We start from the raw sequence: 21,906 nt of genomic DNA on the forward strand, positions 1-21,906 counted from the left end.
CCCGGCCTCCTCGCTGCTGACCACCGACAACCTAGTGCCGGCGGGCAACCATCGTCCCTCGTCGTCCGCGCCGGCCGGCGTTGCGGGCCACCGCGGGGTACGCGATGCTGGCCGGCGGTATCGAGCGACGGACGGACTGGCATGACCACTGCGGCACCACCCACCCGGCGGGACATCTCCTACCGGGGTTTCCACCTGCCGGCCGGCCTGACCAGCGGCAGCGGCGAGGGCCTGCTGGCCGGCGGTCGAGGGCTCGTCCTCGACGGCGTCGCGCAACGGGGCACCTGGACGTCGCCGCCGGTACCGGTCGGCTTCGCCGTCGCCGAGGTGGTGCCGTCCTGGACGGCGGACACCCCCGACGGCTGCTGGATCGAGGTCGACCTGCGCGGCTGGCACGACGACGGGCCCAGCACCGACTGGTACCGGCTGGCCCGCTGGGCCGCCGGCGACCACACCGTACGGCGCACCTCGCTGCCCGGACAGCGCGACAGCGCCGCCCGGGTCGACACCGACACCCTGATCGTGACCGGAGCGACGGTCACCGGTTGGCAGACCCGGGTGTCCCTGTGCCGACCCGCCGGCAGCCCCACCGGCCCGGTGCTGCGCAGCGTCGGCGCGGTCGCCACCGGCCCCACGACGGTCGACCAGGGATACGCGGGGGAACCCGTCCCGTCCGCCGCCTGGGGCCGGGTGCTGGACGTGCCCCGCTACTCGCAGCGGCTGCACGCCGGCCAGTACCCGCAGTGGGGTGGTGGCGGGGACTCCTGGTGCAGCCCCACCTGCACCTCGATGGTGCTCGCCTACTGGGGCGCCGAGCCGACGTCGGACCGCTACGCCTGGGTGGAGCCGTCCGGCCCGCGTCCGGTGGTGGTACACGCCGCCCGGCACTGCTACGACCACGCGTACGCCGGGGCCGGCAACTGGCCGTTCAACACCGCGTACGCCGGTCTGCACGGGGTGGACGCGTTCGTCACCCGGCTGCGGTCGCTGGTCGAGGCGGAGGAGTTCGTCGCCGCCGGCATCCCCCTGATCGTCTCCGCCGCGTTCCGGGCCGACGAGGTGCCGGGGCTCGGGTACGACACCGGTGGGCACCTGATGGTCCTGGTCGGCTTCAGCGCCGACGGCGACCCGGTGCTCAACGACCCGTACGCCCCGGACGACGACGCGGTCCGTCGCACAGTGCCCCGGCAGGCGTTCGAGGCGGTGTGGCAACGGGGCAGCGGTGGGGTCGCGTACGTGCTGCGACCCGCGTCGGTGCCGCTGCCCCCGCCACCCGCCCAGGCCAACTGGTGATCAGTCGGTCAGCTTCCAGAGCTGGTACTCGCCGGCCGCACTGCACACCAGGTAGCCGGTGATCGCCTGACACTCCCCGGTGGCGTCGGGCAGCACGTCCACGATGCGCACCTCTGCGGCGCCGACGTCCAACTCGCCGACGAGCACCCCCGCGTCGGGGTGCCGCCGGATGCCGACCAACCGGCCGCCGGGACCGAGTTGGTACAGCTCCCACCGGCCCAGGTCGCCCACCTGCTGCCCGGTCAGCGCATCGAGCACGATGTACTGCTCCAACGGGCCGATACCGCTGATGTTGGCCATCAGCCGGCCGTCGGTCGGCCAGGCCCACCCCCACTGGGTGCTGCTCCAGCGCACCTCGCCGGTTGCCGGATCGAGCGCCTGGAGTTCGTTGTTGCCGGTGCGCACACACAGGACGGGGCCACAGTCCAGCGCGAAGTCGACGTGGAGCCGGGCGCGGGTCCAGCGGGCCTCAAGCTTGTCCAGCCCGTACGCGGTGACCGTGCCCGAGCCTCTGTCGATGGCCAGCAGCAGGTCCTTCGTCAGGTCCAGGCCGACCCGACCACCGTCTGGCGGGCGCAGGTCGGCGCGGGCCAGCACCGCGCCGGTGATCGCGTCGCGTACCTCGACCGGCCCGTCCGCCTCGCTGAGCACCACCCGGTCCACCCCGCGCTCGGTGCCCCGCACAGTCGTCTCGGCGCTGGTGCCGGAGAGCTGCCAACGCACGGTGCCGCAGCACGGATCGACCACGCGCAGAGTGGACGGTACGGTCTCGCCGCCGCTGCGCAGCAGCACGTTGCCGTCGGTCAGCTTGGAGACGGTGCCTGGCTGCTGCCACCGGTACGCCCCGGTCGCCCGGTCCATTGCGACGGTGATCGTCTCCCGACCCTGCGGGCCGATCTCGTAGCCGGTGGCCAGCAGCATTCCCGCCAGTGGGGTCATCCCCCAGTATCTGGCCTCCGCCGACAGCGGCGCCTGCCAGACGAGCTCGCCCTTGGGTAACCGATAGGCGGACACCCGCGCCCGTCGGGTCGCGGTGGTGGTCGGCTCCAGGACCAGGAGGAGGTCACCGTCGACCATGACGTCGGACCCGGACCGGACCGGCAGCGTCAGCGGGGCCGACCGGGACGGCGCGACGACGGAGCCGGCGAGCGTGACGAGCGCGAGCACCACGACCAGCGCGCAGCGCAGCGGGCGACCATGGGCGCGGGGCGGGCGGACCACCGGGTCCGGGTCGGGGTCGTGCCGCAGCTCACCGAGGTCGATCACCGGCCCGGTCATCGCGCCAACCGCCACAGCGCGGTGGTGCCGTCGAGGCGCTGGCAGAGCAGGAGCGGCAGGGACGCCTGGCAGCTGCCGGCGATGCCCGGCAGCACGTCCACGATCCGCGTCCGAGCAGCCACCAGGTCCAGTTCGGCGACGACCATCCGACCGTCGTCACCCCGCCGCACGCCGACCAGCGGATCGTCCGGTCCCAGCACCGGCATCAGACTCCACACGCCGAGTTCGGTTCGTACCTGCCCGGTGGCCGCGTCCCGCACCGCGTACCCCTGGCCGGGCCGGGCCATCAGCAGTCGACCGTACCGGACGTCGGCCAGGACGTCCTGGCCCGGTTCCGACCACCGCACCGAGCCGGTGGCCGGGTCGAGCACCTGGAGGCCGCCGGTCTGCGGCACCGCGCAGAGCAGACCACCGCATTCGAGCACATGCGACACCAACGTCACCTCCGCCGTCCACCGTGGCGCCAACTCGGCCAGCCCGAAGCTCACCAGCCGGGTGCTGCCCGGCGGAACGAGCAGCACCAGGTCGTCGACGATCTGCACCCGCTGGTACGCCGACCGGTCACCGGGCAGCGTGTCGATGCTGCGCAGCAGCCGGCCGGTGCCGGCGTCGTGCACCTGCACCTCGCCGGTCGGTTGCAGCAGCACGAACTGGTCGACCTGCCCCTCGGGGGTGAGGTGGTAGGTGGGGCTGGCGGCCGGCGGGATCGGCACCGACCAGAGCACCAGCCCGGTGTCGGGCTCCACCCCGCTCATCGCGCCCGACCCGTTCTCCCGGCCGTTGGTCACCAGCAGGCCACCGCCGGGCGTCGGTTGGAAGACACCGGGATGCTGCCAGCGTTGCCGGCCCGTCGCGGGATCGAAGGCGGTGGTCTGGAACAGCCGGTTGGGGGCGTTGACCGTCACCGCCAGCACCAGACCCCGCTCGACCCGGACGTCGAGGTAGTTGCCCGTGCGGGCCACCGGCGCCTGCCACCGCCGCCGCACCCCGACACCGGTCGGTGCCGGCTGCGCGTACGCGGTCAGGTACCGGTCCCCGTCGGGTGTCGGCGGATCGACCACGTAGACGCCGTCCCCGGCCAGATACGCGGTGGCCATTCGCGACGCCGGCACCACGCTCACCGCGCGCCGCGTCGGCGGCGCGGCACCGGCGAGCATCACCAGGCTGAGAAACAACACGGTCGCGCTGCGCAGCGGGCGGCCGACGGCGCGCGGGCGGCGAACCGGAGGTGCCGACGCGGGCTCGTCGGTGATCTCGCCCAGCTCGATGATCGACAACGACCGTCCCTCCGTCACAGGTAAGGCTGGCCGACGAGTCACCGTCCGGCAAACCGACCGTCAGCGCACCGGCCCGGCAAAAGCGACGGAAACCCGCCTGTACGATGGCGCGTCGTGGCTGTGCCGGTGGTAGACCCTTCGCTGAATCCCGTGACCGACGCCGACCCGGCCGAGGCCGAGTCGACACGGCGGCCTCGACGCCGTCCGGCCCGAGCCGACCTGTTGGCCCTCGGAGCCTATGTGCTGCTGGGCGTCTTCGTCTGCCTCAACTACTGGGGTGACGTCAACGGCCGGGTCTCCTCGCACCTGCCCACCGACCACAGTTGGTTCGAGTGGCTGTTCGCGCACGGCGAGTACTCGGTGCGGCACCTGCAGAACCCGCTGTTCACGGCCCGTCAGAACGCCCCGGACGGGGTGAACATGATGGCCAACACCTCGCTGCTCGGGGTGACCCTGCCGCTGGCTCCGCTGACCATGCTGCTCGGCCCCCAGGTGATGTACGCCCTCTACCTGGGCGCGGCGCTGGCGGCCACCGCCGGCACCGGGTACTGGATGCTCTCCCGCCACCTGGTGCGCTCGCGGGCGGCGGCGTTCGTCGGCGGCGCGTTCCTCGGCTTCGCGCCGGGAATCATCCACCACGCCAACGGCCAACCGAACTTCGTCTCCAACTTCCTGCTCCCGCTGATCGTGGTGCGGGTGCTGAGCCTCGGTGAGCCGGGCCGGTGGCGACGCAACGGCCTCGTGCTCGGTGCGCTGGTGGCGTACCAGATCTTCATCAACGAGGAGATGCTCCTGCTCACCGCGCTGGCCTGCCTGGTCATCGTGGTGGCGTACGCCGTGCAGCGGCCGCGGGCCACCCGGGCCGCCGCCGGCACCTTCCTGGCCGGGCTCGGCGTCGCCGGCGGGCTGGCGCTGGTGCTCACCGCGTACCCGATCTGGTTCCAGTTCAACGGCCCGCAGTCCTACCGCGGCCTGCAGGGTGGCGTGTTCCACAACTGGGGCGAGGACCTGGTCGCCTTCGTCACCTTCGCCCGGGACACCTGGGCCGGCGACCCGGCGGTGGAGAAGACGATCGGGCTGACCGAGCAAAACACCTGGTTCGGTTGGCCGCTGGTGCTGCTCTCGGTGGTGGCGCTGGTGCTGCTCGTCCGCCGCTCGCTGGCCGCCCGGATCGCCGCGGTGCTCATCGTGGTGTTCAGCGTGGCCGCGATCGGGCCGTTCGTGCGCTTCAACGGTGAGGAGACCGGCGTACGCGGCCCGTGGTCGTACGTGTCGGACGACCTGCCGCTGGTCGAGATGATGATGCCGACCCGGTTGACGCTGGTGGTCGCGGCCGCGGTGGGCGTACTCCTGGCGTTGACCTGGGACGCCGCGCACCGCCAGGGGCGCGCGGTGGCCGACCGGCCGCGGGTGCCGGCCCAGCGCGTCGGCGAAGCGACCCCGGCGACGTCCGACGACGAGCCGGCCGCGCCGGCCGCAACCCGCCGCCGCTGGCTGCGCCCGGTGGGGTACGCGGCGGTCGCCCTCGCCGTGCTGCCGCTCTTCCCCCGCCCACTGCCCGCCCAGCAGATCGACCCGCCGCCGCACTTCATCACCGCGGGCGGCTGGCGACCGTACGTGCCGGCGGGTCGCACCCTGGTGCCGGTGCCGATCCCGAGCAACGTGCACGGTCTGCCGACGCTGCGGTGGAGTGCGCTGACCGGGCAGGAGTTCCCCGTTCCGGGCGGCTACTTCATCGGCCCGAACGAGCTGGGTGAGGGGGTCTTCGGCGCGCCGAACCGGCCGACCAGCACGCTCATCTACTCCACCATGGACAGTGGCACGCTCCCGGCGCTGACCGACGAGAACCGCCGCCAGACCGTCGAGGACCTACGGTTCTGGCGGGCGTCGGTGGTGGTGCTCGGGGCGCACCCCCGTGAGGCGGTGCTCCGTGAGCTGGTCACCGCCCTGATCGGGCCACCGCAGCGGGTCGACGACGTCTGGGTCTGGGACGTGCGCGCCCTGGTGGGGTAGTCAGCCGACCCGGTCCCGGACGTCCCACAACCAACCGCCGTCGACCGGTCGGCCCGGGCCGAGCAGGTCGTCGACGGTTCGGCGGACCGGGTCACCGTGCTCCAGGTGCCCGAGGACGACCACCGCGGCACGCCAGTGCCGCAGGTCCTCGACCGCCTGGCGGCGGTCGGCGTCGTCGAGCACCGGCACCACGCCGGTCTCGGCCACCTGCCGCAGCAGCACGGACGTGGGCCGATCCGGCGCGCCCCAACGGGCCGCCGGGTCGGCCGGGCCGCTGGGGCCGATGAAGTAACCGCCCGGCGCGGCGAACGCCAGGCCGGTACGGGCGGACCAGAGCATCGCCGGGCTGCGCCCGGCACCGGTGACCGGGGGCACCGCGACCACCGTCCGGCCGGGCGGCACCAGCGGACGCCAGCCACCGGCCGCGACGAACGCCGGCACCGGCGCGACCGGCACCACGCGGATCGGCGTCGGAAACAACGGCAGCAACGCGGCGGCGACCGCGCCGGCCCACAGCAGCCGCACCGGTAGGCCCGGCGCCACATCCGGCCCCCGCGCGGCCCGGACCCGGTCCACTGACAGCGCCACCAGCACCCCCAGCACCGGTACGCAGACCAGCGCGAACCGGGCCGGCACCGCGAGATCGAGCAACGGCAGCCCGCCGACCAGCCGATACAGCCCCGGAATGCCGGTGGCCGCACCGTCCACCCGCACCTCGTCGCCGAGCGAGAGCAGGGCGAAGACCACGCCGCAGGCGGCCAGTGCCCGGACCAGCGGTCGTCGCCACTGCCAGATCACGATCACCACGGCAAGCACCAGCAGGCCGGGGCCGAAGAACGAGTTCTCCTCGGTCGGATTCGGCGAGAGCAGCCCCGGCAGCCAGTCGTCACCCAGCACGGTCTGCCGGGCCGACGCGGTGAACGAGGCGACGTCCAGTTGGAAGCCCTGCGTGGCGAACGCCATCCCGGAGTAGTGCTGCGGGCCGTGGAACTGGAACCACAGCGGGTACGCCAGCGGCACCCCCGCCACGCCGGCCGCCACCGCGAGCCGACCGAAGAGGGCCGGTGCCAGCCGCCGTGCGGCCACCCGGTCGGCGAGCGCGTAACCCAGCGCGAAGACGCCGGCTGCGAGCACCAGGAAGACCAGCACCTCCTCGCCGATGAAGACCTGCCAGACGAGCAGCAGCCCCAGGCCGACGCCGGGCCGCCACACGCCGTGCAGCCTCGTCTCCGCGGCCGGCCGGAACACCAGGGCGAGGATCGCGGGCACCAGGAACTGGGCGGCGATGTGCAGGTGGGCTCCCGCCTGGGCGATCATGCCCGGGGCGAAGCCACAGATCAGCCCACCCACCGCGGCCGGGGCCCGGGTGCCGACCAGCCGGCGGCGCAGCAGCACGTACCAGGCGACGGCGGTCCCGGCGAGGCAGCAGACGACCGCCACGCAGAACGCCACCTGCGAGCCGAAGAGCACCGTGACCGGGGTGAGCGGAACACCCAGGCCGAGCACCGACGTGTTCGCCATCAGGTTGACCCCGTCGGGCGCGTTCAACCCGGTGCTGAAGAGCGGATTCTCCCCCTCGACCACCGCATGTGCCGCGTGAGCCAGCATCCACTCGAAGAGGATCTGGTCACCCGCCTGGTGGAACAGCCGCCACGGGTGACCCCACTGCCCGCTGGTCAGCAGCACCGCGAGACCCAGATAGCCGGCCACCACCAGCGCGTCCCGCAGCCAGCCCGCGCGGGAGGCGCCGACCGTCGCCGGAGGTGGGATGTTCGGGGACGTCGTCCCGGTGGTCATCAGACCGAACGGTCGGTGAGCGTCCGCACGTCCCAGACCCAGACGTCCAACTCCTGGCGGCCCGGACCGACCAGCTCCTCGACGGTACGTCGCAGTGGCTCGACGTTCTGCTGCCGCACCGGCAGCACCAGGATCGCCGCCCGCCAGTGCCGCAGCTCGTCGGCGAAGCGCCGACGCTGCCGGTCGTCCAGCTTGGGCGTACGGCCGGTGGTCGCCACCTCCTCCAGCATCTGACCCACCCCGCTGGGACGGCCGCCGAACCGACCCGGGTCACCGGTGTTGCCGTTGCGGGGCGCGAGGAAGTAACCGCCTGGGATCTTGAAATCGAGGTTGGTGGACGCCGCCCAGCGCATACCGTGCGTGTTGCCCATGCTGGGCACCGGGATCGGCACCAGCGTCTGGTCCGGCCCGACGTACGCCCGCCACCGGTCCGCCGTGATGAAGTCCGGCACCGGCGGCCGGGAGACCATCCGCAGCGGCATCGGTGCGATCGGCAGCAGCGCGAAGGCCAGGCCCGCAGCGGTCAGCACCCGGACGGTACGCCGGTCGGCCGGGCGTAGCGCCCAGGCCCGCTCGACGGCGAGCGCCAGCAGCAGGCCGATCACCACGCTGGTGATGAGCCCGAACCGGGTCGGCACCACCGCGTCCAACAGCGGCAGGTGGACCAACCACTGCCACGGCCCGGTGATCAGCTCACGGTCCCACCAGGAGACCCGCTCGCCGAGGGACAGCACGGCGAAGAACACGCCGGTCGCCGCGAGCGCCCGAACGATCAACTCCCGGCGCAGCCAGACCACGATGCCGATGGCCAGCATCGACAGGCTCCAGCCGAAGAAGGCGTTCTCCTCGGAGTAGTTCGGCGCCAGGTTGATGTTGGCTCGCTGGTTGCCGCCGAGGGTGGGCGAGCCGGGGGCGAAGAAGGCGGCGATGTCGTTGCCGTAGTCCTTCACCGCGTCGCTGAGCCCGTGGTAGGCCATCGGCCCGGCGAACTGCACGTAGAGCGGGTACGCCAGCAACGCCCCCGCCAGCAACGCGCAGGTCAACACGCCGGCGCCCAGAGGTCGCCATGCCGCCCGCCACCGGGCCGGCTCCTGGGCCAGCACCGCCAACAGGAAGACGCCGCAGGCCAACGCCGTGAAGAGCAGGATCTCCTCGTTGATGAACGCCTGCGCGGTGACCAGCAGGGCGAGCAGCGCCCCGTCCCGAACCGGTCTTCCGGAGCGGGTGAGCACCAGCACCCGCCACACGATGAACGGCAACAGGAACTGGCTGATGATGTTCGGGTGCCAACTGGCGTGCGAGAGCATCGCGGGCGAGAACCCGCAGAACCAGCCGCCGACCGCCGCCGCGAGCGGGGTACGCACCAGGTGGCGGGAGAGCATCAGGTACCAGGCCATCGCGGTGCCGGCCAGACCGAGCGTGACCAGCACCACGAAGGAGACCGCCGGCCCGAAGAGCAACGTCACCGGAACCATCGGGATGCCCAGCGCCAACACGGCGGTGTTGGCCATCAGGTTGACGCCGTCGGGGTAGTTGAACTGCTCGGTGTAGAACGGGTACTCGCCGTGCAGCACCACGCGTACCGAGTGGGCGAGGAAGAACTGCACCTGCGCCGGGTCACCGGTGTAGAGCGAGGCCACCCGACCGGAGGGGTCCAGCCAGATCCGGCTGGTCACCCAGAGCGCGGCGAGCAGGAACAGCCCGCCCACCGCCAGGTGCTGCCGACGCCGGGTCCACCGGCGCCACCGCGCTCGCGTCGGCACCGCGCTCTCGGCCGACGTTTCAGGCTCGGCGGGCGTTCCTGGGGCGGCCGGCGTCTCGGGCTTGCCCGGCGTCTCGGGCTTGCCCGGCGTCTCGGGCTTGCCCGGCGCTGTGGCAGGGTCGGCCGGCGCTGTGGCGGGCTTGGTCGGCGTTTCGGGCTTGGCCGGCGCTGTGGCGGCGTCGGCCGGGGTTTCGGGCTTGGCCGGCGCTGTGGCGGCGTCGGCCGGGGTTTCGGGCTTGGCCGGCGCTGTGGCGGCGTCGGCCGGGGTTTCGGGCTTGCCCGGCGCTGTGGCGGCGTCGGCCGGGGTTTCGGGCTTGGCCGGCGCTGTGCTGGGGACGGCCAGCGCGGGCGGGCCGGCGAAGAGGCCGGCCGGTGTGCGGTAGCTCACCAGCTCGGCGGAGTCGTCTACCGCCTCCGGGTGCGGCGCGGGCAGGGCGCGGGACTCGGCAGGCGTCACAGTCGGCGGAGTCTACCGGAGCAACCAAAACGCCCTAAACCCCCGGTGCCGTCCATTGTGGTGGTTCGGGTGGCGGCCAACTGAGGCGCCGCATCGGACATCTCGTACTATGGCGCTTTCCGACAGCGACGGCGAGCGATCGGGGGCGGGCCAGGTGACTCCAGGCCGTCGGTACGGCAGGGCGCTTCCCGTCCTGCTGAGCGCGCTGCTGGCCGGCACGGCCTGCGGTCCGGTAGCCGAGCGGAAGCCGCAGGACCTCCGGGTCGGGTACGACAGCCTGGACGGCACGCTCGCTGTGTGGCCGCCCCGCGGCAACCTCTCCGGGGACGCGGCGGCGACGGCGGCGGTCACCACGGCGGTCCGGAGCTGGCGATCGCCGGCCGACGACCGCGCGCACCTGCCCTCGTCGGGCATCCTCTTCTCCGGTCGGGTCGACGGCGTCCCGGTGGCGCTGGTGGCCGCCGACGTGCCCGGCGAAAGCGCGTCCTGGCTTCTGCAACTGACTCGTGAGGGCGACCGGTACGCGGTGACCCGCGCCGCCGAGTACACCGACCCGGGTTACCTGGTCTACTCCGACGTGCTGCCGGTGCAGACTGCTGGCGGCCGGCGTTACCTGGTCTCTTCCCGGGTGCAGAGCCTCCTCGGGCCCAAGGACCGGACGCTGACCATCGCGGACGGTCTCAGCGCACCGGTCGACGTGCCGTCCTGCACGGCCGTCGGCGTGACCGCGACCCTGCGAACCACGGAGTCGCTCCCCCGTGGACGCGCCGCCGACCGACTGCTCGACCTGGGCACCGGCACCGTCGACCCGCGCTACCCGTTGGTCCGCGACGAGTCCGGCACCGGCCGGCGGGCGCTCACCGGTCTGGACACCTGCGTGCTGTCCGGCGACCGGGGCCCCTTCGGCAGCATCCCGCGCCGAATCGGGGACCGGGACGCCCCACGCTCGGTGCCGACGTCCTGGCCGATGGCGAAGCTCACCGTGCGCTCGCTCGGCGAAGTCGCCCTCGGTGGCGGCGAGCCGGCCGAGTTGCAGCAGCTCAGCTGGGACACCGACGCCGGCGCGATGACGGCGGTGATCTATCGACCGGCCGACGGGAGCGCGCCCGTCGTCTCACCCGCCGACCGGGCCACCCCGTTGCAGGCGTACCAACTGCCGGTACCCGGTCAGCCGCTGGTGGTGCTGAGCTGGCGGGCCACCCGGGACAGCTCCCTGTCCGTTCCGCCGGGCACTCCCCTGCTGGTCGAGCGCCCCGGCCTGGTGGTCGTTCCCACCCCGTCCCGCTCCCAGACCTACAGCCTCGCCAACACCGACAAGACCCACTACCGCTCAATCTCCCCCCGCTAACCCACCCCGCCCCACCCCACCCCGCTCGCCCCCGCGATCTTGCACTTTCTGTGCCGACAAAACGGGCTCAAGGCGCATTACGCCGACCGAAAGTGCAAGATCGGCGCAGGCAGGGGGGCTCGGGCGGGGCAGTGGGGTCGGGAGGGCTGGGCGGTGGAGGGTGAGAGGACTGGGGGCGGGTGGAGGTGGGGTGTATAGGCGACGCCAGGCACCCGCCACACCGCGCCGCACCCCGGCGCACTCCCCGCCACCCCTCCAGAGAGTCGATCATGGAGTTGTGGTGGGTAACTGCTGGCCATATGCACCTTTTGCGGGGCACCACAAGTCCTTGATCGACGCAGCCTAGGCGGGGCTGAGGGCTCGGGCGTCCCGGGCTGAGTGGTGCGGGCTGAGTGGCGCGGGCGCTGCGGGGTGCGGGGCTGGGGCGGCCGGAGGGCTGAAGGGCTTGGGCGCTGCGGGGTGCGGGGCTGGGGCGGCCGGAGGGCTGAAGGGCTCGGGCGCTGTGGGGTGTGGGGTGTGGGGTGCGGGGTGCGGGGTGCGGGTGGGGGCCGGGGTGGATATGCGAACGGCGGGCGCCCCTCGGGACGCCCGCCGTTGGTCGTTCTCGTCAGTTCTGTGCGGCCGCGTCGCTGGGGGTGAGGCGGTCCGGGGTGGCGTCCAGGCCGGAGATCCAACCGGTGACGTTGCGGGCCACGTCCTGAGCGGTCAGGCCCAGGTCGGCGAGGATCTGCGCGCGGGTGCCGTGCGGGTGCCAGTCGGCCGGTACACCCAGGTCCTTGAGCGGCACCCGGACGTCGGCGTCGCGCATCGCCTGGGCGAGCGCGTCGCCCACCCCGCCAACCCGCACGCCGTCCTCGACGCTGACCACGAGCCGGTGGCGGGCGGCCAGGTCGACCAGCTCCGCCGGGACCGGACGCACCCAGCGGGGGTCGACGACGGTGACGCCGTAGCCCTGCTCGGCGACCCGGGCGGCCACCTCCATGCCCAACTGGCCGAAGGAGCCGACGGCGACGAGCAGCACGTCGGTACGGGCGGACTCGGCCAGCACGTCGACGGTGCCGACCCGGCGCAGTGCCGGCAGGTCCGCGGCGACCGCGCCGGTCGGGAACCGCACCACAGTCGGGCCGTTGTCGACGGCCAGCGCCTCGCGCAGTTCCTCGCGCAGGGTGGCGGCGTCGCGGGGAGCGGCGATCCGCAGCCCCGGCACCACCCCGAAGACCGACATGTCCCAGATGCCGTAGTGGCTGGGCCCGTCCGGGCCGGTGATGCCCGCCCGGTCCAGCACGAAGGTCACCGGGAGCTTGTGCATCGCCACGTCCAGCAGGACCTGGTCGAAGGCGCGGTTGAGGAAGGTGGCGTAGACCGCGACCACCGGGTGCAGGCCACCGAGCGCCAACCCGGCCGCCGAGGTGGCCGCGTGCTGCTCGGCGATGCCCACGTCGTACACCCGCTCGGGGTACTTGCGGGCCAGCTTGGCGATGCCGGTCGGCTCGGCCATGGCGGCGGTGATGCCCACCACGTCCGGGCGCTCGTCGGCGACGGCCAGCAGCTCGTCGGCGAAGACGTGCGTCCACTTCACCGACGGGGCGGCCAGCAGCGCGCCGGTCTCCACGTCGAAGGCGCTGCCGGGGCCATGCAGGCAGTCGGCCTCGTCCTCCTCCGCGGGACGGTATCCGTAGCCCTTGCGGGTGACGGCGTGCACGATGACCGGGCCGCCGAAGTTCTTGGCCGCGCGCAGCGCCGCCTCGACCGCGCCCACGTCGTGCCCGTCCACCGGGCCCACGTACTTGATGCCCAGGTCCTCGAACATGGCCTGCGGGGCGACCGCGTCCTTGATGCCCTTCTTGACCGCGTGCAGCACCTCGTACATCGGCTTGCCGACGAGCGGCGTGGAGCCGAGGGCGTCCTTGACGGTGTCGAGGACCTTCTCGTAGCCGGGGTTGAGCCGCAGCGAGGAGAGGTGGTCGGCCAGCCCGCCGATGGTCGGTGAGTAGGACCGGCCGTTGTCGTTGACCACGATCACGAGGGAGTTGCCGGCGGTGGCGATGTTGTTCAGCGCCTCCCAGCACATGCCGCCGGTCAACGCCCCGTCGCCGACCACGGCCACGACGCTGCGGGCCTCGCCCCGGAGGGCGTACGCCTTGGCGAGGCCGTCGGCGTAGGACAGCGCTGTGGAAGCGTGCGAGTTCTCGATGAGGTCGTGCTCGCTCTCCGCCTGGCTGGGGTAGCCGGAGAGGCCACCGCGCTGGCGGAGCTTGTCGAAGCCGGCCTGACGCCCGGTGAGGATCTTGTGTACGTACGCCTGGTGGCCGGTGTCGAACAGGAGCCGGTCCCGGGGTGAGTCGAAGACGCGATGCATGGCGAGCGTCAGCTCGACCACACCGAGGTTGGGCCCGACGTGCCCGCCGGTACGGGAGACCTTGGTGATCAGGAAGTCCCGGATCTCGGCGGCGAGGACGTCCAGCTCCTCGCCGGACATCCGCTTGACGTCCTGCGGACCGCGAACCGTCCCCAGCAGCCGGCCGTGGTTGGCCGTGTCCTCTTCAACACTCATGACCGGAGAGTCTATCGGCCCCCCGGTACTCCGCAGCCCGGCCCGAGCCCCAGGCACCCCGGCCGGGCCGGGTGTGGGTGGCTGAGCACCCGGTCAGGTGCCAGGCGGCGGGTTCTACCGCGCGTCCGGGGGAAGCAGCAGCCCGACCTGCTCGACGTGCTGCGTCATCGGGAAGAGGTCGAAGCCCCGCAGCGCCGCCAGTCGCCAACCGAGATCGGCGAAGGTACGCACGTCCCGGGCGAAGGCGGCCGGGTCACAGGCCACGTACGCGACCGCCCGCGGACCCGCGGCGACCAGCGCGCGGACCACCTGGGCGCCGGCCCCGGAGCGCGGCGGGTCGAGCACCACCACGTGGACCGGACCGGTGATCCGTCGACGGGCCAGCGCGGTCTCCACCCGGGCCGACACCACCTCGACGCTGGGCTGGTCGGCGAGGTTCTCCCGGGCGGCGGCTACACCCTGTGCCGCCGCTTCGACGAGGGTCACCCGGCCGGTCGCGCCGACCCCTGCGGCCAGCCCGGCGGCGAACAGCCCGGCGCCGCCGTAGAGGTCCCAGGCGACCTCGCCCGGCTGCGGGTCCAGCAGCTCCAGCACGGCGGCGGAGAGGGCGTCCGCGGCGGCGGGGTGCACCTGCCAGAACGCGGACGCGGGCAGCGTCCAGTCCCGTCCGGCGGCGACCTCGCGGACCTCGGTCGGGCCACTGACCGGGGCGGGCGCCCCGTCGCGGATCTCCGTGACGGTCACGTCCCCGCCGGTGCTGGCGACGGTCTCCACCGCCTCGGCGGCCGGCCAGCGCGCCCCGCTGGGGGTGAGCACCGGCAGCTGTTGGATGGCCGGGTGGGCGATCCGGCAGCGGTCGATCGGGACCACCTCGTGCGAGCGGTGTTTGAGCAGGCCGGCACGGTCGGCGGCGTCGACCGCGTAACGGACCCGGGAGCGCCAGCCCAGCAGCCCACCGGGCAACGCCTCGACGCGCACGCCGAGCCGGTCCAGCTCGTCATCGGTCAGCCCACCGAGACGGACCAACTGCTCGCGGACCACTGCGGTCTTCCAGGCCAGCTGGGCGGCCGGCGCGACGTGCTGGAGGTCGCAGCCCCCGCAGGCACCCGGCTTCGCGTACGGGCACGGCGGCTCGACGCGGTCCGGTGAGGGCTCGAGCACTGTCACCGCGTCGGCCCGGACGAACCCCCGGTGCACCTCGGTGACCTCGGCGACGACCCGCTCACCCGGCAGCGCGTGCCGGACGAAGACCACCTGCCCGTCCACCCGGGCGACACAGTGCCCGCCGGGCGCGACCGCGTCGACGGTCAGCTCGACCCGATCCGTCTCGGCCAGGCCCCGCTCGAACGCCGGTGACGCCGACGCGGACGGCGTCCCGGTTGTCGCGGTCCGCTGACCGCCGGGCTCAGTCACGAGTGTTCCCCATCGTTGCGCTGTTCTCGGGCCCATCCTCACCGGGCGGCGTGGCAGCCACCGGCGATGCGGCGAGCGGTGGTGGTACGGCGCTGCGTGGTCCACGCGCCGGTGTCCGGGACAGTGTGGCGTCCAGCCGGTCCAGGTTCTTGCTCGCTGTCGACGCGAGCTGCCACGGCACGCTGACCACCATGACTCCCGGTTCGAAGAGCAGCCGGCCCTTGAGGCGCAGGGCGCTCTGGTTGTGCAGCAGGTTCTCCCACCAACGGCCGACCACGTACTCGGGGATGAACACGGTGACCACGTCGCGGGGCGACTTGCGGCGGGTGGAGGCGACGAAGTCCAGGATCGGGCGGGTGATCTCCCGGTACGGCGAGTCGATCACGGTGAGCGGGATCGCCATCTCCCGTCGCTCCCAGTCGGCCTGCAGGTCCCGGGTGTCCTTCTCGTCCACGTTGACCGTCACCGCGGTGAGCGTGTCCGGCCGGGTGGCGCGGGCGTAGGCGATGGCCCGCAGCGTCGGCTGGTGCAGCTTGCTGACCAGCACGATCGCGTGGTTGCGGGCGGGCAGCACGGCCCGCCCCTCGTCCGGTGGGGTCAGCTCGACGGCGATCCGGTCGTAGTGCCGGCGGATCGCCAGCATCAGCACGTAGATCACCGCCATCGCGGCGATGGCGATCCAGGCGCCGAGCAGGAACTTCGTGATCAGGACGATCACCAGCACCGCGCCGGTCAGGCCCGCGCCGAAGGTGTTGATGGCGCGCGAGCGCTGCATCCGGCGGCGCGCCTCCGGGTCCCGCTCGGTGCGCAGGTGCCGGTTCCAGTGCCGGATCATGCCGGCCTGGGAGACGGTGAACGAGACGAAGACCCCGACGATGTAGAGCTGGATGAGTCGGGTCACCTCGGCCTGGAAGCCGACGATCAGCACGATCGCGAAGACGGCCAGGAAGACGATGCCGTTGGAGAAGGCCAGCCGGTCGCCCCGGGTGTGGAACTGGCGGGGCAGGTAGCGGTCCTGGGCGAGGATCGAGCCGAGCACCGGGAAACCGTTGAACGCGGTGTTCGCGGCCAGGAAGAGGATCAGGGCGGTCATCCCGGCCACCACGTAGAGCAGGATCGACCCGGAGCCGAAGACCGTCTCACCGAGCTGGGTGGTGACCGTCTTCTGCACGTACCCCTCGGGGCCGGTAACGATCTGGAGGCCCGGGTCCTCCACGAACTGGAGGTGGGTCAGCCGGGACAGCCAGATGATCCCGACCAGCATGCTCACCGAGATGCCGCCGAGCAGCAGCAGGGTGGTGGCGGCGTTGCGGCTCTTCGGCGCCTTGAACGCCGGCACCCCGTTGGAGATCGCCTCGACACCGGTGAGCGCGGCGGCGCCCGAGCTGAACGTCCGCAGCAGCAGGAAGACGAGCGCGAAACCGGTCACGCTGTGCTCGGCCTGGATCACCAGGTCGGCGCTCGGCGCGCGCAGCTCGTCACCCATGACGAAGACCCGGAACAGACCGGTGAGCAGCATCCCACCCATCACGATCACGAAGCCGTAGGTGGGGATGGCGAACGCCGTGCCCGACTCGCGCAGACCACGCAGGTTGACCGCGCTCAGCAGGACGACCGCGATCACCGCGATCAGGACCTTGTGGGTGGCCACGAACGGCACCACCGAGCCCAGGTTGGCCACGCCGGAGGAGACCGACACGGCCACCGTGAGCACGTAGTCGACCAGCAACGCGCTGGCCACCCCGACGCCGAACTTCGGACCCAGGTTGACGGTGGCCACCTCGTAGTCGCCGCCACCGGACGGGTAGGCGTGCACGTTCTGCCGGTAGCTCGCCACCACGGTCAGCATGACCACGACCACGGCCAGCGCGATCCACGGCGAGAAGACGTACGCGGAGGCACCGGCGATGGAGAGGGTCAGCAGGATCTCGTCGGGCGCGTACGCGACGCTGGACAGCGCGTCGGAGGCGAACACGGGCAGCGCGATGCGCTTCGGCAGGAGGGTGTGCTGGAGCCGGTCGGACCGGAACGGTCGACCGAGAAGAAGCCGCTTCAGCAGCGAGGTGGGACTGGCCACGAACGCCAAGAGTACGACCACCACGGCGGGGGCGCGGGGGTGGGCGATCACCGCTGCTCGCGACGGCGGGGTACGGTCGGTCCCCGCTCGTGACCGGGACGTGGCAGGCTCGCACTCGAGGACCACCGGCAGCGGGAGCGGTACGCACCTTGGGAGGGACAGCGTGCACGTCGTGATCATGGGATGTGGTCGGGTCGGGTCGACGCTCGCCCACAGCCTGGAGTCCCGAGGGCACTCGGTGGCGGTGATCGACCAGGACGCCGACGCCTTCCGCCGGCTCGGCCCCGACTTCGCCGGGATCACCGTGACCGGGGCCGGTTTCGACGGCGAGGTGCTCCGGCAGGCCGGCATCGAGCGCGCGGACGCCTTCGCGGCGGTGTCGAGCGGCGACAACTCCAACATCATCTCGGCCCGGCTGGCCCGCGAGACGTTCGGCGTGTCCCGGGTCGCCGCCCGCATCTACGACCAGCGCCGGGCGCAGGTCTACGAGCGGCTGGGCATTCCCACCGTGGCGACCGTGCGGTGGACGGCGGACCGGATGCTGCGACACCTGGTCCCGGAGGGCAACGTGGAGATCTTCCGCGACCCCACGAGCACGGTGTCGATCGTCGAGGTGCCCGTACACAAGGACTGGATCGGCCGACCGGTGCGGACGCTGGAGGACGCGACCGGGGCGCGGGTGGCCTACCTGATCCGCTTCGGCATCGGCACGCTGCCCACCGGCTCCACCGTCATGCAGGAGGGTGACCAGGCGTTCATGCTGGTCAGCGATGACATCGTGGCGACTGTCACGTCGGTGGCGGCGACGCCGCCGGAAGGAGGGCACTGAGCCATGCGGGTCGCCATCGCGGGCGCGGGCAACGTGGGCCGCTCGATCGCCCAGGAGTTGATCGACAACGGCCACCAGGTGATGTTGATCGAGCGTCAACCCAAGATGCTTCGCCCGGACCGGGTGCCGGCCGCCGAGTGGGTGCTGGCCGACGCGTGCGAGGTGAGCAGCCTGGAGGAGGCCGACGTCGCCGGCTGCGACGTGGTGGTCGCGGCGACCGGCGACGACAAGACCAACCTGGTGCTGTCGCTGCTGGCCAAGACCGAGTTCGCGGTGCCCCGGGTGGTCGCCCGGGTCAACCGGGCCGAGAACGAGTGGCTGTTCACCGAGCAGTGGGGCGTGGACGTCGCGGTGAGCAAGCCGCGGGTGATGGCCGCGCTCGTCGAGGAGGCGGTCACCGTCGGCGACCTGGTCCGGCTGATGACCTTCCGACAGGGCGAGGCGAACCTCGTCGAGATCACTTTGCCGCCGACCGCCCCGTACGTCGGTGAGCCGATCCACGCCGTGCCGCTGCCCCGGGACGCCGCCCTGGTGGCGATCCTGCGCGGTAAGCGGGTCCTGGTGCCCAGCCCGGACGACCCGATCGAGGCCGGGGACGAGCTGATCTTCGTCTGCACCGCCGAGGTGGAGGACGCGGTCCGCGCGGTGATCCTCGGAGCGGACAGCGTCGAACGGACCCGCGGCTCACGCTGACCCCACGGGGCTGAGCGGTCCGGCCGCCCGACGTTGCTCAGGCGCTGGGCAGCGGGGTCGGCGGGGACTCCCGGGTGACCCGGCGCACCGTCCAGACCGTGATCAGCAACAGCAGCGCGTACGGCGGGTAGCCCAACGCCAGCCGGGCCACGCCCAGCGCGGTGTCCTGGTGTGCCAGGTAGAGCCCCGCCTGCACGCCCACCTTGGCCAGCCAGACCACGCCCCAGAGCACCGTCAGCTGGGTGAACGTGCGCACCAGCTTCGGGTCGGACCGCCACTCCGAACGGCCCTTGGCCACCAACACCGACCAGATCCAGCCCACCAACGGCTGTCGGATCGCGGCCGAGATCAGCAGGGCGACGCCGTAGCCGATGCCGTAGAGGATGCCGGGGAGGTAGAAGTCACGCTCGTCGCCGGTGCGCCACGCGATGGCCGCGCCGACACCGACACCGAAAAGCCCGTTGACGGCGTGCCGGATCGGTCGACGCTGGGCCAGCCGCAGCCCCGCGATCAGCACGGCGACCGCGATCGACGCGATCACCGCCGGCCGCAGCTCGCCGATGATGTTGGCGACGACGAACACCACGACCGGGATGCTCGACTCGACCAGCCCTCGCCAGCCGCCGAGCTGGTCGGCCATCTGCTCGGCGATCGTCGGCAGCGGCTCCTCGTCCTGAGGGTCGGTATCCGGCTGTGCCGCCCGGTCCTGTCCCGTCGTCATCGCCGGCCTTCCGTCCGCAGTGCCGTCACTTGGGCGAGTCCAGCTCGTAGTAGGGGTTGTAGATGACCTTGCGATCGTCCCGCACGGCCACCCGGCCACGGGCGGTCAGATGCCGCCCCGGCTCGATCCCGGCGATGTGCCGTCGCCCCAGCCAGACCAGGGTGACCACGTCACTGCCGTCGTACAGGTCGGCCTCAAGGGTGGGCAGGTTGGTGCGCGGCGTGTAGACCACGGTGCGCAGCCGACCGGCGACCGAGACCAGTTGACCCCGGGAACACTGCTGGGCGGGGATCCCGCCGCACTCGGCGCTCTCCCGACGCAGCTCCTGCGCGTCGATCTCGGCCTCGCTGGCGGTGAACCTCTGCAGGATGCGCCGCAGCGACACCCGGCCCTCGTCGGTCGTCATGACCTCCGCGTCACCCTCTCCACGATCGCCGTCCCCGGCCGGCCCCGGCGGCGCCGGAACCGTGCCGCCAGCGTACGCCGACAGGGCTGGTTCCGGCGGGCCGGTGCGCGCCGGTCAGACCTGACGCGGCGCGGCGGCAGCGTCGTCCGCCTCGGCCCCGGCCTGGTCGGCGAGCTCCCGAGGCAGCCGCAGCGGCAGGGGCTCGCGGACCGGCTTGGCCTCCTGCCCACGGTCGACCACCAGGCCGTCCAGGCACTCGACGAGCGGACCGGCCATGGCCGGATCGGTGGCCACCGGGCCCTGGAAGACGCCCCGGACCATCCAACGCGGCCCGTCGACTCCGACGAACCTCAGGTTCGTCACGCCGTCCGGCGTGTTCACCTGTGCGTGCAGCTCCGGGCCGTACTCGCCGGCGACCTCCTGCGCGCTCGCGCCGTCGCGGAGCAACGACTGCCGGATCTCCTCGCGCACCTCGTCCCAGATGCCCTCGGACCGGGGGGCGGCGAAAACGCCCAGCTGGAGCGCGTTGTCACCGTGCACGAGCACCACCTGCTGGATCACACCCTGCGGGTCGGCCTGCACCCGCACCTCGACGTCGGCGACCGCCGGGATGTGCAGGCTGCCCAGGTCGAGTCGCTGCACGTCGTCGTAGCTCTCGGAGATGTCGTACGGGCCGCGCTCCAACGTCGGCGTCGCATCGCCCTGGTCCGGGACCTGGGTAGCCCGCTCGTCACGGGTCTGCCGGTCCGCATCGGCCCGCTTTCGGGAGAAGATCACTGCGCCTGCCCTCCGCTGTTCACACTCACCCTGCCACTTCTTCCGTCTGCCCGCGGCCCGGCTCGCTCGGCCGCCGATCGACCCGGTCCTGGCCCGTCGGCGACGGCACCAGCCCGGCGTGCCCACCGGTGGACCCGTGCCCACCGGTCCCGCGCCGGGACGCGGGAAGCTCGACCACCGGCTCGAACCGCGCCCGCGCGACCTGCTGGACCACGAGCTGAGCGATCCGATCGCCGCGGGAGATCTTCGCCGGCACATCCCGATCATGATTGATCAGGTTGACCAGGATCTCACCCCGGTAGCCGGCGTCGACCGTACCGGGCGCGTTGAGCACCGTCACGCCGAGCCTGGCCGCCAGACCGGAGCGGGGGTGGACCAGGCCCACGTACCCCTCCGGCAGCGCGATGGCCACGCCGGTGGGCACCAGGGCACGGCCGCCGGGTGGCAGCTCCACGTCCGCGGCCGCCACCAGGTCGGCCCCGGCATCGCCGGGATGGGCGTACGTGGGCAACGGCAGCTCCGGGTCGAGCAACTGCACAGGCACGGGTACGACGTCGGTCACAGGTCCCCTCTTCCGTCCGGTTCGCGGGGTGACCCTGCCATCCTGCCGGTTCGTCGGGCCGCCGTGCGCCGTACCCTCGCAGGAGTGAGCATGTCGCCCTCCCCGTCCGCCGATCAGCCGCCGGCCGCCGCCCGCTCGGCGTACACCGAGCGGTTGGATCTGCCCTGGTGGCTGTGGCTGGCCGGGCTGGTGGCCGCCGCGTTGCTGGCCGTCGAGATCTGGATGGGCGCCTCCGGCGTCCGCGCCTGGCTGCCGTTCGCCGTGCTGATGCCGCTCACCGCGGTCGGGCTGTGGTGGCTGGGCCGGATCCGGGTCGCGGTGGCCGACGCCGAGCTGCGGGTGGACGACGCCCGCCTGCCGGTCCGCTTCGTGGCCGATGTGGTGCCGTTGGACGTGGCCGGCCGACGTGAGGTGCTCGGCGTCGGCGCGGACCCGCTCGCCTTCGTGGTGCAGCGGCCGTGGATCGGCGGTGCCGTGCAGGTGATCCTCGACGATCCCGCGGACCCGACCCCGTTCTGGGTGGTGAGCACCCGCCACCCGGTCGAACTGGCCGAGGCGGTGCTGACCGCACGGGACGCCCTGTCGGCTTCCCACCCGAGGGCGGGCGAGCCGGGCTGACCCGACGCCGAAGGGCCGCTCAGGCGCGGGT

Annotated in this window: 17 protein-coding genes; 6 read left to right on the forward strand and 11 right to left on the reverse strand. The window is 72.8% G+C overall.

Features of this window, described 5'->3' with window-relative positions; translation table 11 throughout:
- The first annotated feature begins 141 nt into the window (after positions 1-141).
- Positions 142-1,293: a peptidase C39 family protein gene (locus ACZ6NZ_RS13030; protein ID WP_465858385.1), complete on the forward strand. Its 1,152-nt coding sequence runs from the start codon at positions 142-144 to the stop codon at positions 1,291-1,293.
- Here the strand turns inward: ACZ6NZ_RS13030 and ACZ6NZ_RS13035 are convergent, their stop codons facing one another.
- Together ACZ6NZ_RS13035 and ACZ6NZ_RS13040 are read right to left on the reverse strand one after the other, a co-directional pair.
- Positions 1,294-2,571, reverse strand: a complete 1,278-nt coding sequence (locus ACZ6NZ_RS13035) for an outer membrane protein assembly factor BamB family protein (protein WP_465858386.1) — start codon at positions 2,569-2,571, stop codon at positions 1,294-1,296. It abuts the gene before it with no gap.
- The gene (locus tag ACZ6NZ_RS13040) at positions 2,568-3,848 is read right to left on the reverse strand and encodes an outer membrane protein assembly factor BamB family protein (protein WP_465858387.1); all 1,281 of its coding nucleotides are present in this window, start codon (positions 3,846-3,848) and stop codon (positions 2,568-2,570) included. The genes ACZ6NZ_RS13035 and ACZ6NZ_RS13040 overlap by 4 nt, the downstream gene beginning before the upstream one ends.
- A 150-nt stretch (positions 3,849-3,998) precedes the next feature.
- Between ACZ6NZ_RS13040 and ACZ6NZ_RS13045 the strand changes: the two genes are divergently transcribed.
- Positions 3,999-5,861, forward strand: a complete 1,863-nt coding sequence (locus tag ACZ6NZ_RS13045) for a DUF6311 domain-containing protein (RefSeq protein WP_465858388.1) — start codon at positions 3,999-4,001, stop codon at positions 5,859-5,861.
- Here ACZ6NZ_RS13045 and ACZ6NZ_RS13050 read toward each other — a convergent pair whose 3' ends face one another.
- Both ACZ6NZ_RS13050 and ACZ6NZ_RS13055 read right to left on the reverse strand, forming a co-directional pair.
- Positions 5,862-7,658: a DUF6311 domain-containing protein gene (locus tag ACZ6NZ_RS13050; RefSeq protein ID WP_465858389.1), complete on the reverse strand. Its 1,797-nt coding sequence runs from the start codon at positions 7,656-7,658 to the stop codon at positions 5,862-5,864. It abuts the gene before it with no gap.
- On the reverse strand, positions 7,658-9,421 hold the full coding sequence (locus tag ACZ6NZ_RS13055) for a DUF6311 domain-containing protein (RefSeq protein ID WP_465858429.1): 1,764 nt from the start codon (positions 9,419-9,421) through the stop codon (positions 7,658-7,660). Before ACZ6NZ_RS13055 ends, ACZ6NZ_RS13050 begins: the two co-directional genes overlap by 1 nt.
- Positions 9,422-10,031: 610 nt before the next feature.
- On the opposite strand from ACZ6NZ_RS13055, the gene ACZ6NZ_RS13060 reads away from it, so the two are divergent.
- Positions 10,032-11,225 carry a hypothetical protein gene (locus ACZ6NZ_RS13060; protein ID WP_465858390.1) on the forward strand — a complete coding sequence of 398 codons (1,194 nt, stop codon included), beginning with the start codon at positions 10,032-10,034 and terminating at the stop codon, positions 11,223-11,225.
- A gap of 607 nt (positions 11,226-11,832) precedes the next feature.
- On the opposite strand, the gene dxs is transcribed toward ACZ6NZ_RS13060, so the two are convergent.
- From dxs to ACZ6NZ_RS13075, 3 genes are all read right to left on the reverse strand, one after another.
- A complete protein-coding gene (gene dxs / locus ACZ6NZ_RS13065; RefSeq protein ID WP_366607146.1) occupies positions 11,833-13,779 on the reverse strand; it encodes a 1-deoxy-D-xylulose-5-phosphate synthase in 1,947 nt (648 codons plus the stop codon).
- Between the two features lie 114 nt (positions 13,780-13,893).
- Entirely contained in the window at positions 13,894-15,114 is a 1,221-nt protein-coding gene (locus ACZ6NZ_RS13070; RefSeq protein WP_465858430.1) for a class I SAM-dependent RNA methyltransferase, read from the reverse strand.
- Positions 15,115-15,184: 70 nt separating this feature from the next.
- Positions 15,185-17,269 (reverse strand): APC family permease, encoded by a 2,085-nt coding sequence (locus tag ACZ6NZ_RS13075; protein ID WP_465858391.1) that lies wholly within the window; start codon positions 17,267-17,269, stop codon positions 15,185-15,187.
- A gap of 163 nt (positions 17,270-17,432) precedes the next feature.
- Here ACZ6NZ_RS13075 and ACZ6NZ_RS13080 point away from each other — a divergent pair, with 163 nt between their 5' ends.
- Together ACZ6NZ_RS13080 and ACZ6NZ_RS13085 are read left to right on the forward strand one after the other, a co-directional pair.
- Positions 17,433-18,098 carry a potassium channel family protein gene (locus ACZ6NZ_RS13080; RefSeq protein WP_366607143.1) on the forward strand — a complete coding sequence of 222 codons (666 nt, stop codon included), beginning with the start codon at positions 17,433-17,435 and terminating at the stop codon, positions 18,096-18,098.
- A gap of 3 nt (positions 18,099-18,101) precedes the next feature.
- Complete coding sequence (locus ACZ6NZ_RS13085; RefSeq protein ID WP_366607141.1) at positions 18,102-18,791, forward strand: potassium channel family protein; 690 nt, start codon at positions 18,102-18,104, stop codon at positions 18,789-18,791.
- 37 nt (positions 18,792-18,828) lie between these two features.
- Here the strand turns inward: ACZ6NZ_RS13085 and ACZ6NZ_RS13090 are convergent, their stop codons facing one another.
- The 4 genes from ACZ6NZ_RS13090 to dut form a co-directional block, all read right to left on the reverse strand.
- On the reverse strand, positions 18,829-19,512 hold the full coding sequence (locus tag ACZ6NZ_RS13090; protein WP_465858392.1) for a DUF3159 domain-containing protein: 684 nt from the start codon (positions 19,510-19,512) through the stop codon (positions 18,829-18,831).
- A 25-nt stretch (positions 19,513-19,537) separates the two neighbouring features.
- On the reverse strand, positions 19,538-19,918 hold the full coding sequence (locus ACZ6NZ_RS13095; RefSeq protein WP_124816055.1) for an OB-fold nucleic acid binding domain-containing protein: 381 nt from the start codon (positions 19,916-19,918) through the stop codon (positions 19,538-19,540).
- Between the two features lie 114 nt (positions 19,919-20,032).
- The gene (locus tag ACZ6NZ_RS13100; RefSeq protein ID WP_465858393.1) at positions 20,033-20,695 is read right to left on the reverse strand and encodes a DUF3710 domain-containing protein; all 663 of its coding nucleotides are present in this window, start codon (positions 20,693-20,695) and stop codon (positions 20,033-20,035) included.
- Positions 20,696-20,720: 25 nt separating this feature from the next.
- Positions 20,721-21,257, reverse strand: a complete 537-nt coding sequence (gene dut, locus ACZ6NZ_RS13105; RefSeq protein WP_366607135.1) for a dUTP diphosphatase — start codon at positions 21,255-21,257, stop codon at positions 20,721-20,723.
- A gap of 84 nt (positions 21,258-21,341) precedes the next feature.
- On the opposite strand from dut, the gene ACZ6NZ_RS13110 reads away from it, so the two are divergent.
- The gene (locus tag ACZ6NZ_RS13110; protein WP_465858394.1) at positions 21,342-21,875 is read left to right on the forward strand and encodes a DUF3093 domain-containing protein; all 534 of its coding nucleotides are present in this window, start codon (positions 21,342-21,344) and stop codon (positions 21,873-21,875) included.
- Positions 21,876-21,906 lie beyond the last annotated feature (31 nt).

Source organism: Micromonospora sp. NPDC047756 (assembly GCF_055587245.1).

Excerpts from the sequence above, each read along its gene's own strand:
- ACZ6NZ_RS13085 (WP_366607141.1), top strand. The coding sequence starts at position 18,102 with ATGCGGGTCGCCATCGCGGGCGCGGGCAACGTGGGCCGCTCGATCGCC.
- ACZ6NZ_RS13050 (WP_465858389.1), bottom strand. The coding sequence starts at position 7,658 with ATGACCACCGGGACGACGTCCCCGAACATCCCACCTCCGGCGACGGTC.
- ACZ6NZ_RS13035 (WP_465858386.1), bottom strand. The coding sequence starts at position 2,571 with ATGACCGGGCCGGTGATCGACCTCGGTGAGCTGCGGCACGACCCCGAC.
- ACZ6NZ_RS13090 (WP_465858392.1), bottom strand. The coding sequence starts at position 19,512 with ATGACGACGGGACAGGACCGGGCGGCACAGCCGGATACCGACCCTCAG.
- ACZ6NZ_RS13030 (WP_465858385.1), top strand. The coding sequence starts at position 142 with ATGACCACTGCGGCACCACCCACCCGGCGGGACATCTCCTACCGGGGT.
- dxs (WP_366607146.1), bottom strand. The coding sequence starts at position 13,779 with ATGAGTGTTGAAGAGGACACGGCCAACCACGGCCGGCTGCTGGGGACG.
- ACZ6NZ_RS13095 (WP_124816055.1), bottom strand. The coding sequence starts at position 19,918 with ATGACGACCGACGAGGGCCGGGTGTCGCTGCGGCGCATCCTGCAGAGG.